This window comes from Streptomyces sp. NPDC005492, from assembly GCF_040605995.1.
Taxonomy (GTDB): Bacteria; Actinomycetota; Actinomycetes; order Streptomycetales; family Streptomycetaceae; genus Streptomyces.
On record NZ_JBEXDX010000080.1, the window covers coordinates 1 to 20,956 of the forward strand.

Annotated in this window: 14 protein-coding genes, 4 tRNA genes and 2 pseudogenes; 10 read left to right on the forward strand and 10 right to left on the reverse strand. The window is 69.7% G+C overall.

What is annotated here, in order from left to right:
• Positions 1-130: 130 nt before the first annotated feature.
• The 4 genes from ABZT04_RS44325 to ABZT04_RS44340 all read right to left on the reverse strand — a co-directional run bounded on the left by ABZT04_RS44325 (position 131) and on the right by ABZT04_RS44340 (position 2,811).
• Positions 131-439 carry an SCO5918 family protein gene (locus ABZT04_RS44325; RefSeq protein ID WP_356065943.1) on the reverse strand — a complete coding sequence of 103 codons (309 nt, stop codon included), beginning with the start codon at positions 437-439 and terminating at the stop codon, positions 131-133.
• A 49-nt stretch (positions 440-488) separates the two neighbouring features.
• Positions 489-893: a CBS domain-containing protein gene (locus tag ABZT04_RS44330; protein WP_356065946.1), complete on the reverse strand. Its 405-nt coding sequence runs from the start codon at positions 891-893 to the stop codon at positions 489-491.
• A 46-nt stretch (positions 894-939) separates the two neighbouring features.
• Positions 940-2,379 (reverse strand): DEAD/DEAH box helicase, encoded by a 1,440-nt coding sequence (locus ABZT04_RS44335; RefSeq protein ID WP_356065949.1) that lies wholly within the window; start codon positions 2,377-2,379, stop codon positions 940-942.
• A 228-nt stretch (positions 2,380-2,607) separates the two neighbouring features.
• Complete coding sequence (locus ABZT04_RS44340; protein ID WP_014145516.1) at positions 2,608-2,811, reverse strand: cold-shock protein; 204 nt, start codon at positions 2,809-2,811, stop codon at positions 2,608-2,610.
• 427 nt (positions 2,812-3,238) lie between these two features.
• Here ABZT04_RS44340 and ABZT04_RS44345 point away from each other — a divergent pair.
• Positions 3,239-3,502, forward strand: a pseudogene (locus tag ABZT04_RS44345) (site-specific integrase); the annotation flags it as partial.
• Between the two features lie 78 nt (positions 3,503-3,580).
• Here ABZT04_RS44345 and ABZT04_RS44350 read toward each other — a convergent pair.
• From ABZT04_RS44350 to ABZT04_RS44370, 5 genes are all read right to left on the reverse strand, one after another.
• Positions 3,581-3,653: transfer RNA gene (locus tag ABZT04_RS44350), tRNA-Lys, on the reverse strand.
• A 154-nt stretch (positions 3,654-3,807) separates the two neighbouring features.
• A complete protein-coding gene (locus tag ABZT04_RS44355) occupies positions 3,808-5,367 on the reverse strand; it encodes an amino acid permease (protein WP_356065954.1) in 1,560 nt (519 codons plus the stop codon).
• Positions 5,368-5,436: 69 nt separating this feature from the next.
• On the reverse strand, positions 5,437-8,505 hold the full coding sequence (locus ABZT04_RS44360; RefSeq protein ID WP_356065957.1) for a VCBS repeat-containing protein: 3,069 nt from the start codon (positions 8,503-8,505) through the stop codon (positions 5,437-5,439).
• A gap of 139 nt (positions 8,506-8,644) precedes the next feature.
• Entirely contained in the window at positions 8,645-10,843 is a 2,199-nt protein-coding gene (locus ABZT04_RS44365; RefSeq protein ID WP_356065960.1) for a DEAD/DEAH box helicase, read from the reverse strand.
• Between the two features lie 243 nt (positions 10,844-11,086).
• Positions 11,087-11,593, reverse strand: a complete 507-nt coding sequence (locus ABZT04_RS44370; RefSeq protein WP_356065963.1) for a hypothetical protein — start codon at positions 11,591-11,593, stop codon at positions 11,087-11,089.
• A gap of 232 nt (positions 11,594-11,825) precedes the next feature.
• Between ABZT04_RS44370 and ABZT04_RS44375 the strand changes: the two genes are divergently transcribed.
• The gene (locus ABZT04_RS44375) at positions 11,826-12,248 is read left to right on the forward strand and encodes a hypothetical protein (protein ID WP_356065965.1); all 423 of its coding nucleotides are present in this window, start codon (positions 11,826-11,828) and stop codon (positions 12,246-12,248) included.
• Here the strand turns inward: ABZT04_RS44375 and ABZT04_RS44380 are convergent.
• Positions 12,227-12,994: a helix-turn-helix domain-containing protein gene (locus tag ABZT04_RS44380; protein ID WP_356065968.1), complete on the reverse strand. Its 768-nt coding sequence runs from the start codon at positions 12,992-12,994 to the stop codon at positions 12,227-12,229. The genes ABZT04_RS44375 and ABZT04_RS44380 overlap by 22 nt on opposite strands.
• A gap of 85 nt (positions 12,995-13,079) precedes the next feature.
• Between ABZT04_RS44380 and ABZT04_RS44385 the strand changes: the two genes are divergently transcribed.
• The 8 genes and pseudogenes from ABZT04_RS44385 to hrpA all read left to right on the forward strand — a co-directional run bounded on the left by ABZT04_RS44385 (position 13,080) and on the right by hrpA (position 20,799).
• Positions 13,080-14,078, forward strand: a complete 999-nt coding sequence (locus ABZT04_RS44385; protein WP_356065970.1) for an LLM class flavin-dependent oxidoreductase — start codon at positions 13,080-13,082, stop codon at positions 14,076-14,078.
• Positions 14,059-14,409, forward strand: a complete 351-nt coding sequence (locus ABZT04_RS44390) for a metallopeptidase family protein (RefSeq protein WP_356065973.1) — start codon at positions 14,059-14,061, stop codon at positions 14,407-14,409. Before ABZT04_RS44385 ends, ABZT04_RS44390 begins: the two co-directional genes overlap by 20 nt.
• 42 nt (positions 14,410-14,451) lie before the next feature.
• Positions 14,452-16,035 (forward strand): annotated as a pseudogene (locus ABZT04_RS44395) (metallophosphoesterase).
• Between the two features lie 80 nt (positions 16,036-16,115).
• Positions 16,116-16,188: transfer RNA gene (locus ABZT04_RS44400), tRNA-Glu, on the forward strand.
• Positions 16,189-16,237: 49 nt separating this feature from the next.
• Positions 16,238-16,312 (forward strand) — tRNA-Asp (locus ABZT04_RS44405).
• A 24-nt stretch (positions 16,313-16,336) separates the two neighbouring features.
• A tRNA-Phe gene (locus tag ABZT04_RS44410) sits at positions 16,337-16,410 on the forward strand.
• Between the two features lie 68 nt (positions 16,411-16,478).
• Positions 16,479-16,727, forward strand: coding sequence for a hypothetical protein (locus ABZT04_RS44415; protein WP_356065975.1), 249 nt, complete (start codon positions 16,479-16,481; stop codon positions 16,725-16,727).
• A 70-nt stretch (positions 16,728-16,797) separates the two neighbouring features.
• Complete coding sequence (gene hrpA / locus ABZT04_RS44420) at positions 16,798-20,799, forward strand: ATP-dependent RNA helicase HrpA (protein ID WP_356065978.1); 4,002 nt, start codon at positions 16,798-16,800, stop codon at positions 20,797-20,799.
• Positions 20,800-20,956 lie beyond the last annotated feature (157 nt).

Here is a 20,956-nt window from a genome sequence, read left to right on the forward strand (position 1 = left end):
GGGCGACTTCAGCTACTCCGACCACTGAGCGACCACGGCGACGGAAACCGGTCACACACAGTGGGCCCGGCCGGCTTGCGCCGGCCGGGCCCACTGCTGTTCGGGGGTCGGCTCGTACCTGTTGCGTCGGTCAGACAGACATGGGAGTGCCGAGCATCGCGGAAGCGTGCCGGAGCGGGTCGTGGATGCCTACGGGTACGGCCGAGGGGAGGGCACGGCAGGTGAAGCCGAGCCTGGTCATCGCCCGGAGGACTTCGTCGGCGCTGAAGTCACGGCGGTCCTGGCGGGTCACGACCTGGCCGACCTGCTTGACGGGGTAGCGACGGCGGCCGATGATCACGGACTCACCCATGACCTGCTCGGGCTTGATGCCCTTCATCGATTCCAGCACACCGCTCTTGGTGAGTTCGAAGGGGAAACGGGCGATGACGCAGCGCATGGAGCCTCACAGAGTGAAGGGGAGAACGGTCCGACCAGGGTGAGGCGGATCAGCGGGAGAGCTCGAGGACGCCCAGGGCTCTGCTTCGACCGTCGACCGCCGGAAGGGCACCGAGCCGGCGGGAGCGCATCGAGTACTCGGCTTCGGCCATCGTCATCACGGGTGACGTGAATGACCGGCGGTCACCGAGGATGTCGCGCAGTCGGACGCGGTCCGTGTATGCGGAACTGTCGCGCACAGCGGTGAGTTCGGTCCGGGTGACCAGGCCGGTGCACTGGCCGTCCTGGTCGCAGACGACCAGCCGGCCCGTGCGGGCGGCGGCCATGACGGACAGCGCCACCTCGACGCTCATGTCGTCCCAGACCTGCGGTCCGTCCGCGTCCATGACCTCGGTCACCGTCGTGTGCACGGGGCCTGCGTTCATCGGGTGGGGCTGCATCTGAACCAGCGTCAAAAGGTGCCTCCTGCAGAGATGGGTCAGCTTCCTGATCACGAAGGTTCTACGCCGCCGTATCGAAGACGGTCTGGCGCGCGGGCGCACGACGGGTTGCCGAAGAAGGGCGGCGCCGGCCCCGGGAGGTGGCGCTGCGCTTGGGGCGTTCGGACACCGGTGCGGCGATGACGACCGGGATGCCGGACGGGGTCTGGGCGCCGGTGATCCGGTGCAGGGCTTCGTCACCCGAGCGGATCTGGGTGGTCTGCGGCCGGATCCCGGCATCCGACATGAGGCGGACCATCCCGCGGCGCTGGCTCGGTGTGACAAGGGTGACGACGCGGCCGGACTCGCCGGCACGGGCGGTACGGCCACCGCGGTGGAGGTAGTCCTTGTGGTCGGTCGGCGGGTCGACGTTGACGACGAGGTCGAGGTTGTCGACGTGGATGCCGCGCGCCGCCACATTGGTCGCCACCAGCACGCTGACGTGGCCCGTCTTGAACTGCGCCAGTGTGCGGGTGCGCTGCGGCTGCGACTTGCCGCCGTGCAGCGCGGCGGCCCGTACCCCGCTGTTGAGGAGGTCCTCGGTCAACCGGTCGACAGCGTGCTTGGTGTCCAGGAACATGATCACCCGTCCCTCACGGGCGGCGATCTCGGTCGTGGCGGCCTGCTTGTCGGCACCGTGGACATGCAGCACATGGTGCTCCATCGTCGTGACCGCACCGGCCGACGGGTCGACCGAATGCACGACGGGGTCGGTCAGGTACCGGCGCACCAGCAGGTCGACGTTACGGTCCAGGGTGGCGGAGAACAGCATCCGCTGCCCCTCCGGACGCACCTGGTCGAGCAGGGCGGTGACCTGCGGCATGAAGCCCATGTCGGCCATCTGGTCGGCCTCGTCCAGCACCGTGATGCCCACCTGGTTCAGACGGCAGTCGCCGCGGTCGATGAGGTCCTTGAGCCGGCCCGGGGTCGCGACGACCACCTCGGCTCCGCCTCGCAGCGCGCCGGCCTGCCTGCCGATCGACATCCCGCCCACCACGGTGGCCAGTCGCAGCCTGACGGAGCGGGCGTACGGAGTAAGTGCGTCGGTCACCTGCTGCGCCAGCTCACGCGTCGGTACGAGGATCAGCCCCAGCGGCTGGCGGGGCTCGGCACGCTGTCCGGCCGTGCGGGCGAGCAGGGCGAGTCCGAAGGCGAGGGTCTTACCGGAACCGGTGCGTCCGCGGCCCAGAACGTCACGGCCCGCCAAAGTGTTCGGCAGCGTCGCGCCTTGGATCGGAAAAGGTGCGCTCACACCCTGTCGGCCGAGTTCGGCCAGTAGCTGCTCGGGCATGTCGAGATCGGCGAAACCCTCGACAGCGGGCAGCGCGGGGGTGATCGTCTCGGGGAGCGCGAACTCACCCTGCACCGCGGCGGGCCGACGGCCGTAACCGCCGGAACGGCGCGGTGCCGGAGAGCCGAAGCGGGTGCGGGCAAAGCGGTCGTTCGTACGTGTGCGGTTCATGCGGAACCTTCCTCGATGTGGTGCATATCAAGGAATTCCCGCAGCGTTTGAGCAGCACGGAGAACCACAAGTATGGACCGATTACAAAAGGCAAAAGGTAAAGGGTAAAAGAAAGCAGATCCGACCGGCGGAAAGCCGTCCCTCACGGGAAACTGCCGCCGAAAACACCTGTAGCTGGGGCCCGCACCCCGAAGGATGCGGGCCCCAGCTACCAAGTGCGCGTCAGAGTCAGGCCAGAACGATATTCTCGGCCGTCGGGCCCTTCTGGCCCTGCGCGATGTCGAAGGTCACCTTCTGGCCCTCCAGCAGCTCGCGGAAACCCTGGGCGGCGATGTTCGAGTAGTGGGCGAACACGTCAGCGCCGCCGCCATCCTGCTCGATGAAGCCGAAGCCCTTTTCCGCATTGAACCACTTCACGGTACCAGCAGCCATGTCATATCTCCTTAGGGGCAGTGCATCGGCTCCGCACTGTGCGGACGCCGTGTCGCCGCAATAATTGCCCCGCCCGGAAAAAACCGGAAATACAAAAGCGCTCTCCTCGACCGAAATCGAGCGGGAGCACTTGAAGTCTCGGGAACCAAAACTGCAACTGAGATGAACCGTAGCATGCCGACACAGCCTGCGTACGTTAAATAATTCCACTCCGCCCGTTGCGACAAAAACTCTCGCTGTATGGTCCGCCAAACTCTGACCTCACAAGCACAGTTATTGACTCACTCACAGCGCAACGTTCCGGGACGTTCGCAGAGGTCCGCAAGACCGAATTCAACAGGGGTCACGTGACCTGTGATGCAGCACGAGTGCATGCCCGGCCCAACACCGCCCTCCGCGACGCCGCAGCCCTGACCGATGCCGTCGCGGCCTCGTCACCCCCACCAAGGAGATCCTGGTCGACGGCTGGGACCCCTAAGAGTCCGAGCCCGAGACGACGGCAGCGCGAACACGATCGCGCTCGACCATCGCCGAGCTGCGCGACCACAAAGCCGCCACGACCGACCTGCCGCCCATCACCCTGCGGGACCTGCGCCACGTCGCCGCGACGCTCACGCACGGAGGAGGCGGCGACATCCACACGGTGAAGGAAGCGCTCCGGCACTCCCCCATCACCTTGACCTCGAAAACGAAGCAGCGCCCGACTCGACCGAAGCCGACTCAGGCGCTGCGTAGCAGGTCAGAGGGCGTACCCCCCGCCCACCACCCGTAGGCCCTGTGGGACTCGAACCCACAACCAATGGATTAAAAGTCCACTGCTCTGCCAATTGAGCTAAGGGCCCAGGCGATGTTGCCTCCCCGAGCATAGCGGGAGGTGGCCGTGTCTCCGATCGGGTATCGGGGACACGGCCGCGCCGGACGCTGGAACAGAGTGTGAACAAGGTGCGAGCGGGGCCGGACACAGGGGTTCCGACAGGTCCGGACTGTTCCGGAGTGTTACGGATCTACCGGTTCGGGAGCCCCCGCCCGCGCCGCCACCCGCGCCTTCGTGCGGGCATGTTCCGGGTTCAGGAACCAGTGTCGGGCCGACGCCTGCCACCAGATCGCCGCGAAGCCCAGCACCACCAACACCGCCACCGGCGCGTAGTTGAAGGACTCCCATGTGACCGGCGAGACCTGCGGCAGCATGAACAGCACCGTGATCACGGCCACCCAGATCACCGACACCACCCCGATCAGCCGCGACCACCGGCCCAGGTGCCACGGCCCCCGCTGGAAGTCGTCGCCCTTGCCGAGCCGGAGCAGGGTCGGGATGACGTACGCGATGTAGAGGCCGATCACGGCGATGGACGTGACCGCCGCGTACGCCGTCACATTGATCAGGTAGGGGAGGCCGAGGACCAGCGCTCCCGCCGCCGCCAGCCACACCGCCGCGACCGGTGTCCGGGTGCGCGGGCTCACCGTGTGCCAGACGTGCGAGAAGGGCAGCGCGCCGTCGCGTGAGAAGGCGTAGATCATGCGGCTGTTGGCCGTCACGGACGCCATCCCGCAGAACAACTGCGCGCCGATCACCACCAGGAGCAGCAGCTTGCCCGCGGTCGCTCCCAGCGCGTCCAACAGGATCTGGGCCGGGGGTGCGCCCGTCGCCGAGCCCAACTCCTTGTCGTACGACTGGATCGCGTACGTGAAGCCCAGCAGGAGGACGAAGCCGGCTATCCATGACGTCCAGATGGAGCGCACGATGCCCTTGGGGCCCGCCGTCGACGCGTCGTGTGTCTCCTCCGTCATGTGGGCCGAGGCGTCGTAGCCGGTGAAGGTGTACTGCGCCATGAGCAGGCCCAGGAGGACTACGTACACACCGCTGCCCCAGCCCGTGTGGTTCACGAACTTCGTGAAGACGAAGCTCGTCGACTGGTGGTGGTCGGGGACGAAGGTCAGCGCGCCGACGATCACGCCGACGCCCAGCACGTGCCACCACACGCTCACGCTGTTCAGCAACGCGACGATGCGGACGCCGAACGTGTTCAGCAGGCCGTGGAGGATCAGGATCGCGGCGAACAGGAGCACCGTGCGGCCGGGGGTGACCTTGAAGTCGAACTGGAGGTTCAGGTAGGCCCCGAGGAAGGAGGCCGCGCCGAAGTCGATGCCCGCGGTCACCGCGACCTGGCCGAGGACGTTGAACCAGCCGGTGAACCACGCCCAGGCGGCGGCCGTGCGTGGCGGCGCCAGGCGGTGGGCCCAGAAGTACAGGCCCGCCGAGGTCGGGTAGGCCGAGCAGATCTCGGCCATCGACAGGCCGACGAACAGCGTCATCAGGCCTACGGCGACCCAGCCCCACATGATCACGGCCGGGCCGCCCGTGTTCATGCCGAACAGGTACAGCGTCAGGCAGCCCGACAGGACCGAGATGATCGTGAAGGAGACCGCGTAGTTGGAGAACGCCGACATGCGGCGGGCCAGAACCTGCGTGTAGCCGAGCTGGGCAAGCCGTTCTTCGTCGGAGAGACCTGCTGGGTCTCCCTTTGACAGCCCACTCGCTATGGCGTCATCTGTCATGCCCCCAGCGATTCCCTCACCGGGGACGTGACATGCGTCACCTAAGGACTCGATAAGGACTCGATGTGGCTAGAAAACGCCCTTGTAGCCCTGCCACCCGCCCGAGACCTTCACCCGCGCCCCGAACGACCCCTTCCCGTCACCGCTGTTGCGGAACAGGTTCCCCGCCGAGTCCCGCTCGACCAGGTCCGCCTTCCCGTCCCCGGTGATGTCCCCGACCCCGACGACCGTGTCGTACGACCCGCCCCACGCCGTGAACAGCTTCACGCGCGCCCCGAACGTGCCCTTGCCGGTGCCGTAGTAGCGGTACAGGTTGTTCGCCTTGTCCTGTGCCAGCAGGTCGCCGACGCCGTCGCCGTTGAGGTCACCGACACCGATGACCTTCTTGTACGTCTTCCAGTCGGCGTACAGCTTCACCCGCGCCGACAACTTGCCCTCGGCCGTGCCCTTGTAGAGGTAGACCGTGCCGGTCGACGCGCTCCGCGCGATCAGGTCCGGGAGGCCGTCGCCGCTGATGTCGCCGGGGGCCGTCAGCACGTCGTACTGGTTCCAGCCGCTGGTGCCCAGGGACGTGTAGGGCGTCGACGGCTTCAGCGCCGCCCCGCAGCCCGGCTTGTACGCGCGCAGGGCGCCGCTGGTCAGCCTGACCAGGACGTCGTTGCAGCGGTCGCCGCTCAAGTCACCGAAGGGGACTGCCTTGTTGACCGTCGTCCAGCCGGTGCTGGTGCCGAGGTTCACCGAGAACGTGCCCTTGCCCGAGCTCTGCCGGAAGCCCAGCGTGCCCGAGGAGGTGAGGGTGAGCAGGTCGCCGAAGGAGTCGTTGCCGATGTGGTCGTGGCGGGCCGGTGCGGCGCCGAGGAGCGTGACCGTGCCGCTCACCGTGACCGGGGCGCCGACGCCGTCGGCCGGGGTGACGGACACCGTCCAGTCGTAGGGGCCGTCCGTCAGGAACGCGCCCTTGCTGTCCGTGCCGGACCAGCCCACCGCGAGTTGTCCGCGCGTCTCGCCGCCGTCCCGGGTGTCCACGACCTTGCCGGTGGCGCGGCTGCGCACGGTCAGCCGCCAGGTCGCGGCCGGCTTCGACAGCAGCAGGGTGGTCAGGGTGGGCGGTGTCTCGTCGAACTCCGGCGCGACGAGGATGGACGCCGAGGCGGCCGGGGCCAGCAGGCGCAGCGGCTGCTGGGGCACGCCGGTCGGTACGAGGTGGACGCGCTCCTGGTCGTCGACGTAGGCCACGTTCCCGGTCGACGCGTCGACCGTCCAACGCACCTCGCGCTGCGAGATCCCGGTGTCGGGCAGCGCGCCGATCACCCGGCTCACGGGGGTGCCGTCCGCGACGGTCGTGAGGACCAGTTGTCCGGCCGCCTTGTCGTGCGTGACGACGAATCCGTCGCCCAGCTCCGCCTCACCGGCCGGGGCCCGCACGGACCTCTTCGCCGTACGGTCGTACACGCCCGCCGTGCCGTCGGCACAACTCCAGTACAGCCAGCGGCCGTTGGCCCGCAGTTCGGTGGGCGCGCAGCCGGCGTCGGTGGTGAGGGTCTCGGTGGTCTTCCTGGTGGTGAGGTTGTACGCCGTGAGGGTGCCGGGGGTGGTGCCCGGGGTCCACAGGGTGTCGCCGGAGAGGGCGGCGGCGCCGGGGGTGCGGGTGAGCGCCGGGTTGCCGTCGTCGCCGATCCGGTAGACGGTCTGCGCGGTCGGGGCGGTGTGGATCAGGTACCGGCCCGAGATGTCGGTGATCCGGCCGCCGGCGGGCACCGCGCGGCTCCAATAGCCGTACGCGGCGGGGCCGTTGACGATGAGCGAGTCGCTCGCGCCCGTGCCCTTCACCAGCCAGGCGGCACGGTTGTCGGCCGTGCCGTGCACCTGCGAGCAGCCGACCTCGGTCACCGGGCAGGTGCCGAGGGTGGGGGTGGTGCCGTCGTAGGAGGAACGTTCGCCGAACGTGGGCGTGCCGGTCGCGGCGACCGTCCGTACATAGTCGTCGCGGTATCCGCTGCGGCTCTCGTCGGCGACGAGCAGCCGCCCCTGCTCCAGGGCCAGTCCCTGGATCGGGACCGTGGGCTTGGGCAATGCTCTGACCTGGGTGACGACCGGGGTGCCGTCGGGGCCCGGCTGGATGCGCTGGATGCCCCAGTCGTCGCTCGTGGTGCGGCCGATCTTCACGGCGGTGCCGTCCGGGCCGACCGCGATCCCGAAGGACGAGGACGGCATGAGGGTCACGGAGTCGCCGCCCGCGATCGGCTGGGCCGTCACCGTGCCGACACCGTTGACCAGCCAGTCCCCTACGACGGCCAGGTCGTGCGTGGCGTTCACCCCGTCGGCGACGCCCTTCAGCACGATCTCGGCCGGGGCCGCCGACAGGTCGGCGCGCGAGAAGGCCAGCACCTTGGCCTTGTCGTAGGCGAAGACGACGACATGGTTCCGCGTGACCGCCACACCGGTGTACCCGAGGGGCAGCGCGCCGGTCACGCCGCGCACCTGTCCGGTCTCCCGGTCGACGGCGACCAGCACCTGCTGTCCGCCCAGCGAGGAACGGAAGAACACGTCCGTGGCGTCCGCGCCGGCCGGCAGCCCGAACGTCAGGCCCGCGGGACCGCCCGCGACGGCCACGTCCCGGGTGGTTCCGTCGGGGCCCGGGGTGAGCAGCCGCAGGATCCGCGTGCTGGTGCCGTCCTCGGCGGTGGCGTTGCGGTAGCCGACGGTCAGGTTGTCGAAGGAGGTGAGGACGCCGAGGCCCGCCGGGACCTGGAGGGTACGGGTGGTGCCGTCGGTCGCGTCCCAGAACTCGACCCGGCCGTCGCTGTACTGGTAGGCGAGGACATCGGTGTCGGTGGCCCGCGCGACCACCCCGGCCCGCACCGGCACGGGCGTCGACTCCCCGTCCGAGTAACGCGTCCACAGCAGCGCGGAGTTGCCCTCCACCCGGTTGAAGACACCCTGCGCCCCGGCGCCGTCGTGGCCGCCGTGGCTCGCGGTCGCGAGCAGCGTGGCCGACAGGTTCGTACCGCGCAACGCGGCCGGTACGACGGTCTCCTGCGCCGCCCCGACGGCGGACGCGGGTGTCACCAGCAGCGGGCTCAGCCCGGCGGCGAGTACGGACGAGACGGCGATGCCCACGAAGGCACGACGAACCACGGTTTCCCCCCGGAAACAGACCTGAACCCCATAGAAGTCGGCTGATCATACAGTCAACACACAGCCAAGAACGCACAAAAATGGCCCCCGCCCGATCCCGGGCGGGGGCCATCTCACTGCCTTGCTACGTCATCCGACGTCAGCCGTTGCGCTTCCAGCGGGGCTTGTCGTCGCGGCGGCCGAAGGAACCGGTGCCGGTGCCCGTGCCGGTCGTGCCGCGGTGGCCGTACGGGCGGTCGTGGCCGCCGGTACGGAAGCCCGGGCGGTCGCCCTGGCGGTCACGGTTGAACGGGCGGTCGCTGCCCCGGTGGCCGGTCGCGGGACGGTCGTCGCGACGGAAGCCGCCACCCGAGGGACGGTCACCGTCACGGCGGTCGTCGCGACGGAAACCACCGGACGGACGGTCGTCACGACGGTCGAAGGAACGGCCGCCTCGGTCACCGTCACGACGGTCGTTGCCGCCACGGTCGTCACGGCGGAAGCCGCCCGAGGGACGGTCGTTGTCACGACGGTCGAAAGAACGGCCGCCACGGTCGTTGTTGAAGCCGCCGGACGGGCGGTCGTCGCGACGGAAACCACCCGACGGACGGTCGTTGTCACGACGGAAGCCACCGGAGGGGCGGTCGTCACGACGGTCGAAGGAACGGCCACCGCGGTCGTCCCGACGGTCGTCGCGGCGGAAACCACCGGACGGACGGTCGTCACGGCGGTCGTCGCGACGGAAGCCGCCGCCCGAGGGACGGTCACCGTCACGGCGGTCGTCACGACGGTCACGGCGCTCGTAGTTGCCGCGCTCGTCGCGCTGCTGACGCGGACGGTCGTAGGAGGAGTTCTCCTCGCGGACCGGCGCCTCGGCGACGACGGCCGGCTGCTCTGTCGCCACGGCCTCGGCCACGGCGGCGGCCTCGGCGAGCGCCACCTCCGGGTCCTCGCCACGCTCACGGGCGGCGCGGGCGATCAGGCGGTCGGACTCCTCGCGCAGCTCGGCGGCGCGGCGGGTGGCCCGCTCCAGCTCCTTGGTGAGCTGGGTGACCTCACGCTCGGCCTGCTGCGCCGCGTCGCCCGCCGACTGGGCCTGGACCTCGGTCATCGAACGGGCGCCGGTGATCTCGGCGACCTCGGGCTCGAAGGCCGTACCGGTGTTGATGATGTGACGGCCGGCGTCGACGCCCGCGTCCTCCATCAGCCGGAAGATCTGGCGGCGCTGGTGCGGCAGGGAGAGTGAGACGACCGTGCCGGTGCGGCCGGCACGGGCCGTACGCCCTGCGCGGTGCAGGTAGTCCTTGTGGTCGCCGGCCGGGTCCACGTTCAGGACCAGGTCGATGCCGTCGACATGGATACCGCGGGCGGCCACGTCGGTCGCGACCAGCGCGTTGACGTAACCCCCCTTGAAGTCGGCCAGCGTCCGCGTACGGGCGCCCTGCGTCATGCCGCCGTGCAGCGCGTCGGCCTTCACACCGGAGTCGCGGAGCTGCTCGGCGATGCGGTCGGCGCCCAACTGGGTGCGGACGAAGATGATCGTGCGGCCCTTGCGGGAGGCGATCGCGGCGGTGACCGGCGCCTTGTCCTTGGGCTTCACGATGAGGATGTGGTGGGACATCGTGGTGACGTTGCCCTGGGCGCTGTCGACCTCGTGTGTGACCTCGTCGGTCAGGTAGCGCTTGACCAGCGTGGAGATCTCGTTCTCCATGGTCGCCGAGAACAGCATGCGCTGGCCGCCGGCCGGGATCTGGTCGAGCAGCTCGGTGACCTCGGGCAGGAAGCCCAGGTCGGACATCTGGTCGGCCTCGTCGAGGACGGCGATGCGCACGTCCTCCAGGGAGCAGGCGCCGCGGTTGATGATGTCGCGCAGGCGGCCGGGGGTGGCGACCAGGACATCGACGCCGCGCTCGAGGGCGTAGATCTGGTTGCCCATGGACGTACCGCCGCAGACGACCTTCATCTTCAGGCCGAGGACGTCGCCGTAGGGCTGGAGGGCGTCGGCGACCTGCATCGCCAGCTCGCGGGTCGGGGTGAGGATGATGCCGCGGGGCTTCTTCTTCTCGGTGCGGCCGCCGGACAGCGTCGCCAGCAGCGGCAGACCGAAGGAGAGGGTCTTGCCGGAGCCAGTGCGGCCACGGCCGAGGATGTCCTTGCCGGCCAGGGCGTCCGGGATGGTCGCGGCCTGGATCGGGAAGGGGGCGGTCACACCGTTCTGCGCGAGCTTGCGCACGATGCCCTCGGGGAGACCGAGGGACGCGAAGGTGACCTCGGGAGCTGCCTCGGTGGTGGCCTCTACGGCCGTCTCGTTGCCCTCGTTCTCGGGCATGACGATGTGATCAGTACTGGAAATGGACATGCGAATGCGAAACCTTCCGGAGTCTCCGTCGGCACGCGCCCGTCAACTCCGTGATTCGCTATCGACCGCCTCAATGCGGTCCGCCACGGCAAGGGAGAGTACGCGCCACACGGCGCGCTCTGCAGTGGCGCCGGGCAATGGGATCAAACGATCTACCACCATACGCACCCACCACCCCTGAGAGCAAACCGGCTCTCATTGACATAGGTCACACGGGCCACGGCACACGGGTCATTGCACGCCTCAAACCGGCGACCCCGCCGCCGGCGCCGGCTCCCGGTCCGCCAGCTGGGGTGCGGGGTCCTGGTGGGCCGAGGACGAGGGTTCCGCGACCGGTGGTTCGGAGGTCGGGGGCTGTGCGGTCGGGGTCGGATCGGGTGTCGGGCTTGCCCGTGTCGGGGTCGGTTGCGGGGCGGGTGTGGTCGGTGCCCCCGGCTTGGCGCTCGTGCCGGGTCTCGGGGCCTTGGACGCGGACGGGCTCGCCGCGCCCGGGGCGGACGGCGAGGCCGAACCCGAGGCGGACTCCCCCGGTTTCGGCTTGCCGTGGCCGTGCTTGCCGTCTCCCGCCGAACCACCGAATCCGAGCCCGCCGCCCGGTGCCCCCGAACCCCCGTCCGGCGCCACACCGCCCCGCTGCCCGGCGGAGTGCGAGGGTTTGGCGGCGCCGCCCGCGTCGTCGCCCACGCTCATGCAGCCGGCGGCAGCGGTGACGGCGACGACCGCGGCGGCCAGACGGACGGGTACGTACATGGGGCGCACGGGGCCACCTCCGGGGGCGGAAAAAGGAGTCCCCCTCTCAACTCCCGCCGCCCACCGGAAGACACGCGCCCCGGCCCGTATCGCCCATTACCGACCCCTCGGCGGCCGGGAATCGCCCCCCGCCGCTTCCGTCGTCGCCCATTCCCCGGCGGGAATTGTCCCGTTCCCCACGCCCGCCGCACGATCGGCCGCGAACCGACCGCAGCACCCGAAGGAGCCACTGATGACCGCGACCAACCCCCAAGACCTGGCCGCCCGTTACATCGCCCAGTGGACCGAACCCGACCCCACCCACCGCCGCACCGCAATCGAGAGCCTCTGGGCCGAGAACGGCACGCACATCCTCCAACCGCCCGCCGAGATCCGCGAGATCGCCGCAGGCCTCGGCTTCGACCACCCCACCCTGCGGGCCCAGGGGTACGACGCCATCGAGACCCGCGTCACCCGCAGCTACGAACAGTTCGTCGAGAAGGGCGAGTTCACCTTCCGGCCGGGCACCGACGCCGTCCTCCTGGACGGTCTCGTCCAGTTCCGCTGGGACACGGTCGCGGTGGGCAGTGGTGAAGTGGTCGGCGGCGGGCTGGAAGTACTCGTCCTCGACCCCGACGGCCGCATCCGGACCGACTACATGATCCCCGGCGCCTGATCCCCCACGGACGCGGCGGCAGCCGTCAGCGCCTGAGCCGTCGCCGCGTCCGCCGGCAGGAACGCCTCCAGTTTCAGTTCCGCGAGCGTCACGTCCACGGCGGTCGCGAAGGTCGTCACGGTCGTCATCAGCCGCAACTCCCCGTACGACGACCGCAGCCGCAAAGGCACCGCGAACCCCAACTGCCCTTCCCTGGTCTCAAGTTCGGGCACATACCCCGCCAACTCGGCCCGCAGCTCAGGGAATCCGCCCAACCGGTTCACGATGTGCCGTGCCCACTCGGCCAGATTGAGGATGCGCGGCGCGACCCCGTCCGGGTGCAGCGCCAGCCGGTACACGTTCGCCCCCGGCCCCAGCAGCTCCGCCGCCGCCCCTTCGGTGATCACCCCGAACGCGCTGTTGGCGGCGACCAGTTGACCACCCCGGTCCACGACCAGCGCCGGATACGGCAGATGCCCGCGCAGGATGTGTCCGATCGCCGCCCGCACCGGAGCCAGCGCCGGATCGTCCAGCGAACTCTCCGGGAACACCGGCGCGAACCCGGCCGCCAGCAACAGCTCGTTCCGCTCCCGCAACGGCAGTTCGAGCGCCTCCGCCAGCCGTACGACCATGCCCCGCCCCGGCACCGACCGCCCCGACTCGACAAAGCTGACATGCCGCTGCGTGGTACCGGCCCGCAGCGCCACCTCCAGTTGACTCAGCCGACGACTCGCACGCCGTTCACGCAGCACCCGGGAGAACTCCACACCCCAGTTCTACGACGGCCCACCCCAACCGGCCATTCCCCGCCGGGAATTGATGCCATACCCGCCCCTCACGACCATCACCGTCATGGACACCTTCGCCATCGGCGTACTGCTCCCGACCGGAACCGCCCAATGGGGCCCGGCCGACGACCCGCGCGATCTGATCGCCCTCGGCCGCACCGCCGAACACCTCGGCTTCACCTCCCTCTTCGTCAACGACTCCCTGATCAGCCCCCGCGTCGAAGCCCTGACCATGCTCGCCGCCCTCGCCCCGACGACCGAGCGGGTCACCCTCGGCACCGGCGCCCTGCTCCCCTTCCTGCGCCGCCCGGTCCTGGCCGCCCAGTCCCTCGCGTCGATCGACCTCCTCTCCGGCGGCCGCCTCACCCTCGCGGTCGGCGCCGGCTACCCCGGCCGCTTCGGACGCCCCTTCTACGACCTCTCCGACGTCCCCTGGGCCCGCCGCTTCGCCCGCCTCGACGAGACGGTCGACCTCTGGCGAGCGCTGTGGCGGGGCGCCGACTCCTTCCACGGCGAGTTCCACCACTTCCCCGACCTCCCGCCCGCCCTACGACCCACAAGCCCCACCGGCCCACCCATCTGGCTCGGCGGCGCCACCCCGGCGGCCCTGGCCCGCACCGGCCGCCACTACGACGGCTGGCTCCCCTACCCGCCCGACCCCGCCGACTACACGACAGGCCTCCGCGACATCCACGCGGCGGCGACCGAGGCCGGCCGCGCGCCCGAGGCGATCACCCCGGCGCTCTTCGTCACCGTACGAATAGACGACGACCCGCCCACCGCCCGTACGGCACTCGACGACTACGCCCGCGCCACCTACGGCATGCCCCTCCCCGAACTGGAGAAGATCCAGGCCGTCGTCGCGGGCACCGCCGAGCAGGTGGCCGCCCGCCTGCGTCAGTACGTCACCGCGGGCGCCCGGCACCTCGTCACCCGCCCGGCCGCCCTGAACCTGCGCGCCCAGCGCGAGCAGATGGAACGCGTCGCCGCACTGATCCCCGGTCCACCGCCCCGAACCCGCGTTCGTCCCCGACAATGGGCATGTGCTGGAAATGACACGTGAGGCGTTCGAAGAGCTGGTGAGCGAGGCCCTGGACCGGATCCCGCCGGAGCTGACGCGGGTCATGGACAACGTGGCCGTGTTCGTCGAGGACGAACCCGAAGCCTCCGACCCCGAGCTCCTCGGCCTCTACGAAGGCACCCCTCTCACCGAGCGCGGCGAGTGGTACGCCGGGGTCCTCCCCGACCGGATCTCCATCTACATGGGCCCGACCCTGCGCCACTGCGCGACCCCGGAGGAGGTCGTGGAGGAGGTCGCCGTCACCGTCGTACACGAAGTGGCCCACCACTTCGGCATCGACGACGAACGCCTGCACGAACTCGGCTGGGGCTGACCGCCCCGCATACCTGTCCCCAACCTTGGGCATACGGGACCAATGGCCAGCGTCCCCGCAGCCCTGAACCGCCTCCGCCGGGCCCAGCGCACCCTGACCCGCACCTACCGCGCCCGCCGTCCCCGCCCAGCCCTCGAACTCGTCCCCCAGCCGCACCCCTGGCCGCGCGCCCTCGGCCTCGTCCTGGTCGTCATCGTCGGGGCCTGGCTCGGCCTGCTGATCGTCGGCAACGTACGGGCCCAGGTCGGCCCCATGAACACGACCATGACCCTGCGCCCGTCCCTGGTCGGCGGCACCAAGATCAACGTGTCACCGCTCGGCGCGCTGTCCCTGGACAGCCACCACGCCCCGGTCCGCCTCGACGTCAACGTCGACCAGCTCGACCCGGAACGCTCCCAGGCCCTCGTCGACCACCCCGAACGCATCTCGGGGCTCCAGGACGAGGTCGCCCACGACGTCGAACACGGCACTCTCGACCTCGCCGTACGCTCCTGCGCGGCCGTGGTCCTCGGCGCCACGACACTCGGCCTCGCCGTCTACCGCCGCCCCCGCCGCGCCCTCGCGGCCGGCGGCCTGGCCCTCGCCCTCCTGGCGGCGTCCGGAGCGACCGCGTACGCGACGTGGAACCCGAAGTCGATACTCGAACCCAAATTCTCGGGCCTGCTCTCCTCCGCGCCGTCACTGGTCGGCAACGCCCGCAACATCGTCACCGAATTCGACGTCTACCAGCAGGAGTTGGCCCGCCTGGTGACGAACGTGACCAAGCTCTACGACGTCACGTCCACCCTCCCCGCCTACCAGCCGGACCCCACGACCATCCGCGTGCTGCACGTCTCGGACATCCACCTCAACCCCGCGAGCTGGAAGATCATCGCGTCGCTGGTGGAGCAGTACAAGGTGAACGTGATCGTCGACACCGGCGACACCATGGACCACGGCACGGCCGCCGAGAACGGCTTCCTGGACCCGATCGCCGACCTCGGTGTCCCCTACGTCTGGGTCAGGGGCAACCACGACTCCCTCGTCACCCAGCGCTATCTGCAACGCATGAAGAACGTGCACGTCCTGGACGAGGGTCGCGCCGAGACGGTCGCGGGGCTGCGCTTCGCGGGCATCGGAGACCCCCAGTTCACCCCCGACCGCTCGGTCGCCCCCGGCGGCGACGCGGCGGAGGAACTCGCCGGCGACCAGCTCGCCGCCTCTCTCCGCGACCAGCGGGCCGCGGGCACCCCCGTCGACATCGCGATGGTCCACGAACCCTCGGCGGCGAGGTACACCGACGGCGAGGTCCCCCTCGTCCTGGCCGGCCACCTCCATCACGAGGGCAACGAGATCCTGCCGCGCGGCACCCGCCTGCGCATCGAGGGCTCGACCGGCGGCAGCGGTCTGCGCGCGGTGGAGGGCAAGTACCCCGACCCGATCGAGGCCTCGATCCTCTACGTCGACCGCGACAGCCACCGCCTCCAGGCCTGGGACGAGATCAAACTCGGCGGCCTGGGTCTGACCACGGCGGAGGTCAGCCGCCACCTCCCCAAGGGCTGAATCCATCAGCGGCTCCGCCGCGGGCAGCCCGGCGCCACCCCGTCCCCGAGTCCCTCTCCCACCCCGGCCACCACGGCCCCGTAAACCGTTTTGGCGATACCTCCCGCCATCCCATATGCTTCTCACGTCCCCGACGCGCTGAGAAGCGCCCAGGCGGGCCGATAGCCCTCATCGTCTAGCGGCCTAGGACGCCGCCCTTTCAAGGCGGTAGCACGGGTTCGAATCCCGTTGGGGGCACGCAACACCGTGTGCGACACTGGCTTCGCCGGTAAGCGCACAACAGCTTGGTCCTGTGGAGCAGTTTGGAGTGCTCGCCACCCTGTCAAGGTGGAGGCCGCGGGTTCAAATCCCGTCAGGACCGCTGAGGTTTCCCCGGAAGCCTCGTGGCTGGGTAGCTCAGTTGGTACGAGCGATCGCCTGAAAAGCGATAGGTCGCCGGTTCGACCCCGGCCCCAGCCACTGGATCGAAAGCCCTGTCCCATCGGGACGGGGCTTTCGTCGTAGCCAAAGCCATGGGGTGGGGCGCGATGGGCCAGGACACGGACCTGGAGAAGATACGGGCGCGGTACGGACTGCTCGCGGTGGTGGGCAGCAACCTCGCGATCACCACGGTGGCCGTCGTCGGCGTATGGCAGCTCGACGGCGACCGTGCGGTGATCGTCGGCGTCCTCAGCTCCGCCTTCACCGCGATGGCCAGCCTGACCACCGCCTACCTGGGCATCAAGGCGGTGTCGAACACGGCGAAGGCCATGGCCGCGAAGAACCCCGGGCAGTAGCCGGCCCCTGAGGGCGCCCCCGGCAAACCATTCGCCAGGAATTTCGGCGAGGTGAGATCCTGGACGACGTATGTCTACGCACCCCGCCTCCGCACCCGGCGCCCCCGGCGCCCCCGGCGCCCCTGCCCTCGGCGACCTCGCCCCCCGCCTGACCGAGCTGACCCTGCGCGACGCGCACCGGCTCGGGCGCAGGCTCGAAGGCGCGCGCAGGATCCGTAAGCCGGAGGCCCGTGCCGCGGTCCTCGCCGAGATCGAGGCCGAGGTGGCCCGCGGCGAGGAGCGGATGGCCGAGCGGCGAAGCCGTATCCCGGCGATCTCGTATCCCGAGCAGTTGCCAGTCAGCCAGAAGAAGGACGACATCGCGGCCGCGATCCGCGATCACCAGGTCGTGATCGTGGCCGGCGAGACCGGCTCCGGCAAGACCACCCAGATCCCGAAGATCTGCCTCGAACTCGGCCGTGGCGTACGCGGCATGATCGGGCACACCCAGCCCCGCCGGATCGCCGCGCGCACGGTCGCCGAGCGCGTCGCCGAGGAGATGAACACCCCGCTCGGCGAGGCCGTCGGCTGGAAGGTCCGCTTCACGGACCAGGTGAACCAGGACTCGACCTTCATCAAGCTGATGACGGACGGCATCCTGCTCGCCGAGATCCAGACCGACCGCGAACTGCGCGCCTACGACACGATCATCATCGACGAGGCCCACGAGCGATCCCTCAACATCGACTTCCTGCTCGGCTATCTGGCCCAACTGCTGCCCAAGCGACCCGACTTGAAGGTCGTCATCACCTCGGCGACCATCGACCCCGAGCGTTTCTCCCGGCACTTCGGCGAGGCCCCGATCATCGAGGTCAGCGGCCGGACGTATCCGGTGGAGGTCCGCTACCGCCCGCTCCTCGAAGACGACTCCGAGGACGCCGACCGCGACCAGATCACCGCGATCTGCGACGCCGTCGAGGAGCTCCAGGGCGAGGGCAAGGGCGACATCCTCGTCTTCCTCTCCGGTGAGCGGGAGATCCGCGACACGGCGGACGCGCTGGTGAAGAAGAACTACCCCCGCGCCGGAGGCGCTAATGGGCAGGGTACCGAGGTGCTCCCCCTGTACGCCCGGCTGTCGCACGCCGAGCAGCACCGCGTCTTCCAGCAGCACACGGGCCGCAGGATCGTTCTGGCGACCAACGTCGCCGAGACCTCGCTCACCGTCCCGGGTATCAAGTACGTCATCGACCCCGGCTTCGCCCGGATCAGCCGCTACAGCCACCGTACGAAGGTGCAGCGGCTGCCCATCGAGGCGGTCAGCCAGGCAAGTGCCAACCAGCGCAAGGGCCGTTGCGGCCGTACGTCCGACGGCATCTGCATCCGCCTGTACTCCGAGGAGGACTTCGAGGCCCGCCCGGAGTTCACCGACGCCGAGATCCTGCGGACGAACCTCGCCTCCGTCATCCTCCAGATGACCGCGGCCGGCCTCGGCGACATCGAGAAGTTCCCGTTCATCGATCCGCCGGACCACCGCAACATCCGTGACGGCGTCCAACTCCTCCAGGAACTGGGCGCGTTGGACCCGGACGAGAAGGACCCGCGCCGACGGCTCACGCAGACCGGCCGCAAGCTCGCGCAGCTCCCGGTGGACCCGCGGCTGGCCCGCATGGTCCTGGAGGCCGACAAGAACGGCTGTGTCCGCGAGGTCATGGTGATCGCCGCCGCGCTCTCCATCCAGGACCCGCGCGAGCGCCCCGCCGACAAGCAGACGCAGGCCGACCAGCAGCACGCCCGCTTCCGGGACGAGACGAGCGACTTCCTCGCCTTCCTCAACCTGTGGCGGTACATCCGCGAGCAGCAGAAGGAGCGCGGCTCCTCCGCCTTCCGCCGGATGTGCAAGCAGGAGTACCTGAACTTCCTGCGGATCCGCGAGTGGCAGGACATCTACAGCCAACTCCGCACGGTCGCCAAGCAGATGGGGATCCAGTTCAACGAGGAGGACGCGGCCGAGCAGAGCGTCCACGTCTCCCTCCTCGCCGGGCTGCTCTCGCACATCGGCATGAAGGACGTGAAGGACGGCGCGAAGAACGAGTATCTGGGCGCCCGCAGCGCCAAGTTCGCGATCTTCCCAGGTTCGGCCCTCTTCAAGAAGACCCCGCGTTTCGTCATGTCGGCGGAGCTGGTGGAGACTTCGCGCCTCTGGGCGCGCGTGAACGCCAAGATCGAGCCCGAGTGGGTCGAGCCGCTCGCCGGCCACCTCCTGAAGCGGACGTACAGCGAACCGCACTGGGAGAAGGACCAGGCGGCGGTGATGGCCTTCGAGAAGGTCACGCTCTACGGCGTCCCGATCATCGCCCAGCGCAAGGTGAACTACGGCCGCATCGACCCCGAGGCGTCCCGCGAGCTGTTCATCCGCAACGCGCTGGTCGAGGGCGACTGGCGCACGCACCACAAGTTCTTCGCCGACAACCGCCGACTCCTCACCGAGGTCGAGGAGTTGGAGCATCGCGCCCGGCGCCGGGACATCCTGGTCGACGACGAGACGCTCTTCGACTTCTACGACCAGCGGGTGCCCGAACACGTCGTGTCCGGCGCCCACTTCGACTCCTGGTGGAAGCACAAGCGCCATGAGGAGCCCGAACTCCTCGACTTCGAGCGCTCGATGCTCATCAACGAGCGCGCGGGCGACATCAGCAAGGCCGACTACCCGGACTCCTGGCACCAGGGCCGGCTGAAGTTCCGGGTGACGTACCAGTTCGAGCCGGGCGCGGACGCCGACGGTGTCACGGTCCACATCCCGCTCCAGGTCCTCAACCAGGTCACGGACGAGGGCTTCGACTGGCAGATCCCGGGCCTGCGGGAGGAGGTCGTGACGGAGCTGATCCGCTCCCTCCCGAAGCCGATCCGCCGCAACTACGTACCGGCCCCGAACTTCGCCCAGCGCTTCCTGGCGACGGCGACGCCGCTCCAGGAGCCGTTGACCACGACCATGGCGCGCGAGTTGAAGCGCATGGTCGGGGTCCCCTTCACCGCCGACGACTTCGACTGGGCGAAGGTCCCGGACCATCTCCTCATCACCTTCCGGATCGTCGACGAGCGGCGCCGCAAGCTCGCCGAGGACAAGGATCTGGCGGCGCTGAAGCTCCGGTTGAAGCCGAAGGCACGCCAGGCCATCTCACAGGCGGCCGCGGCGACCGCCGAGCGCGAGGGCGGGGAGTCCCTGGAGCGCAAGGGCCTGACCGACTGGACGATCGGCACACTCACCCGGGTCTTCGAGACCCGCCGGGCGGGCCAGCCGGTGAAGGCGTACCCGGCGCTGGTCGACGACGGCGACACCGTCTCCGTACGGCTCTTCGACACGGAGGAGGAGCAGGCGGAGGCGATGTGGAAGGGCACGCGCCGGCTGATCGTCCGCAACATCCCGGTCAACCCTGCGAAGTTCGCGTCCGAAAAGCTCACGAACGCACAGAAGCTCGCGCTGTCCGCGAATCCACACGGTTCGATCCAGGCGCTGTTCGACGACTGCGCGTTGGCCGCCGCCGACAAACTCATCGGCGACTTCGGCGGGCCGGCCTGGGACGAGGAGTCGTACCGGAAGCTCTACGAGAAGGTGCGCGCCGAGATCGTCGACACCACGGTGCGGGCGGTGGGTCAGGTGCAGCAGGTGCTGGCCGCCTGGCAGGCCTGTGAGCGCCGTCTGAAGGCCGCGCACAGCCCCGCGCTGCTGGCGAACCTCGCGGACGTACGCGCGCAACTGGACGCCCTCGTGAAGCCCGGCTTCGTCACGGCGGCCGGCATACGCCGCCTGCCCGACCTGATGCGCTACCTGGTGGCCGCCGACCGCCGCCTCCAGCAGATGCCGACCGGCGTCCAGCGGGACACCACGCGCATGGAGAAGGTCCACGAGATGCGGGACGAGTACGCGTGGCTCCTGGAACAACTTCCCCAGGGCCGCCCGGTGCCCGCCTCCGTCCGTGACATCCGCTGGATGATCGAGGAGCTCCGGGTCAGCTATTTCGCGCACGCGCTGGGCACGGCGTACCCGGTCTCCGACAAGCGCATCGTGAAGGCGATCGACGCCGCCGCACCGTAACAGCGCCCGCACACAGGGTGAGTTCGACCAGGCGAGCCCCCTCCTGTACAGTCTCATCTCGCAGCACAACGCACCATCAAGTGCCGCGAAACCAGGTCCTGTGGAGCAGTTTGGAGTGCTCGCCACCCTGTCAAGGTGGAGGCCGCGGGTTCAAATC

Coding starts and splice junctions, on each gene's coding strand:
- ABZT04_RS44370 (WP_356065963.1), bottom strand. CDS start 11,593: ATGTACGTACCCGTCCGTCTGGCCGCCGCGGTCGTCGCCGTCACCGCT.
- ABZT04_RS44375 (WP_356065965.1), top strand. CDS start 11,826: ATGACCGCGACCAACCCCCAAGACCTGGCCGCCCGTTACATCGCCCAG.
- ABZT04_RS44355 (WP_356065954.1), bottom strand. CDS start 5,367: ATGACAGATGACGCCATAGCGAGTGGGCTGTCAAAGGGAGACCCAGCA.
- hrpA (WP_356065978.1), top strand. CDS start 16,798: ATGTCTACGCACCCCGCCTCCGCACCCGGCGCCCCCGGCGCCCCCGGC.
- ABZT04_RS44365 (WP_356065960.1), bottom strand. CDS start 10,843: ATGTCCATTTCCAGTACTGATCACATCGTCATGCCCGAGAACGAGGGC.
- ABZT04_RS44335 (WP_356065949.1), bottom strand. CDS start 2,379: ATGAACCGCACACGTACGAACGACCGCTTTGCCCGCACCCGCTTCGGC.
- ABZT04_RS44340 (WP_014145516.1), bottom strand. CDS start 2,811: ATGGCTGCTGGTACCGTGAAGTGGTTCAATGCGGAAAAGGGCTTCGGC.
- ABZT04_RS44325 (WP_356065943.1), bottom strand. CDS start 439: ATGCGCTGCGTCATCGCCCGTTTCCCCTTCGAACTCACCAAGAGCGGT.
- ABZT04_RS44385 (WP_356065970.1), top strand. CDS start 13,080: ATGGACACCTTCGCCATCGGCGTACTGCTCCCGACCGGAACCGCCCAA.
- ABZT04_RS44415 (WP_356065975.1), top strand. CDS start 16,479: ATGGGCCAGGACACGGACCTGGAGAAGATACGGGCGCGGTACGGACTG.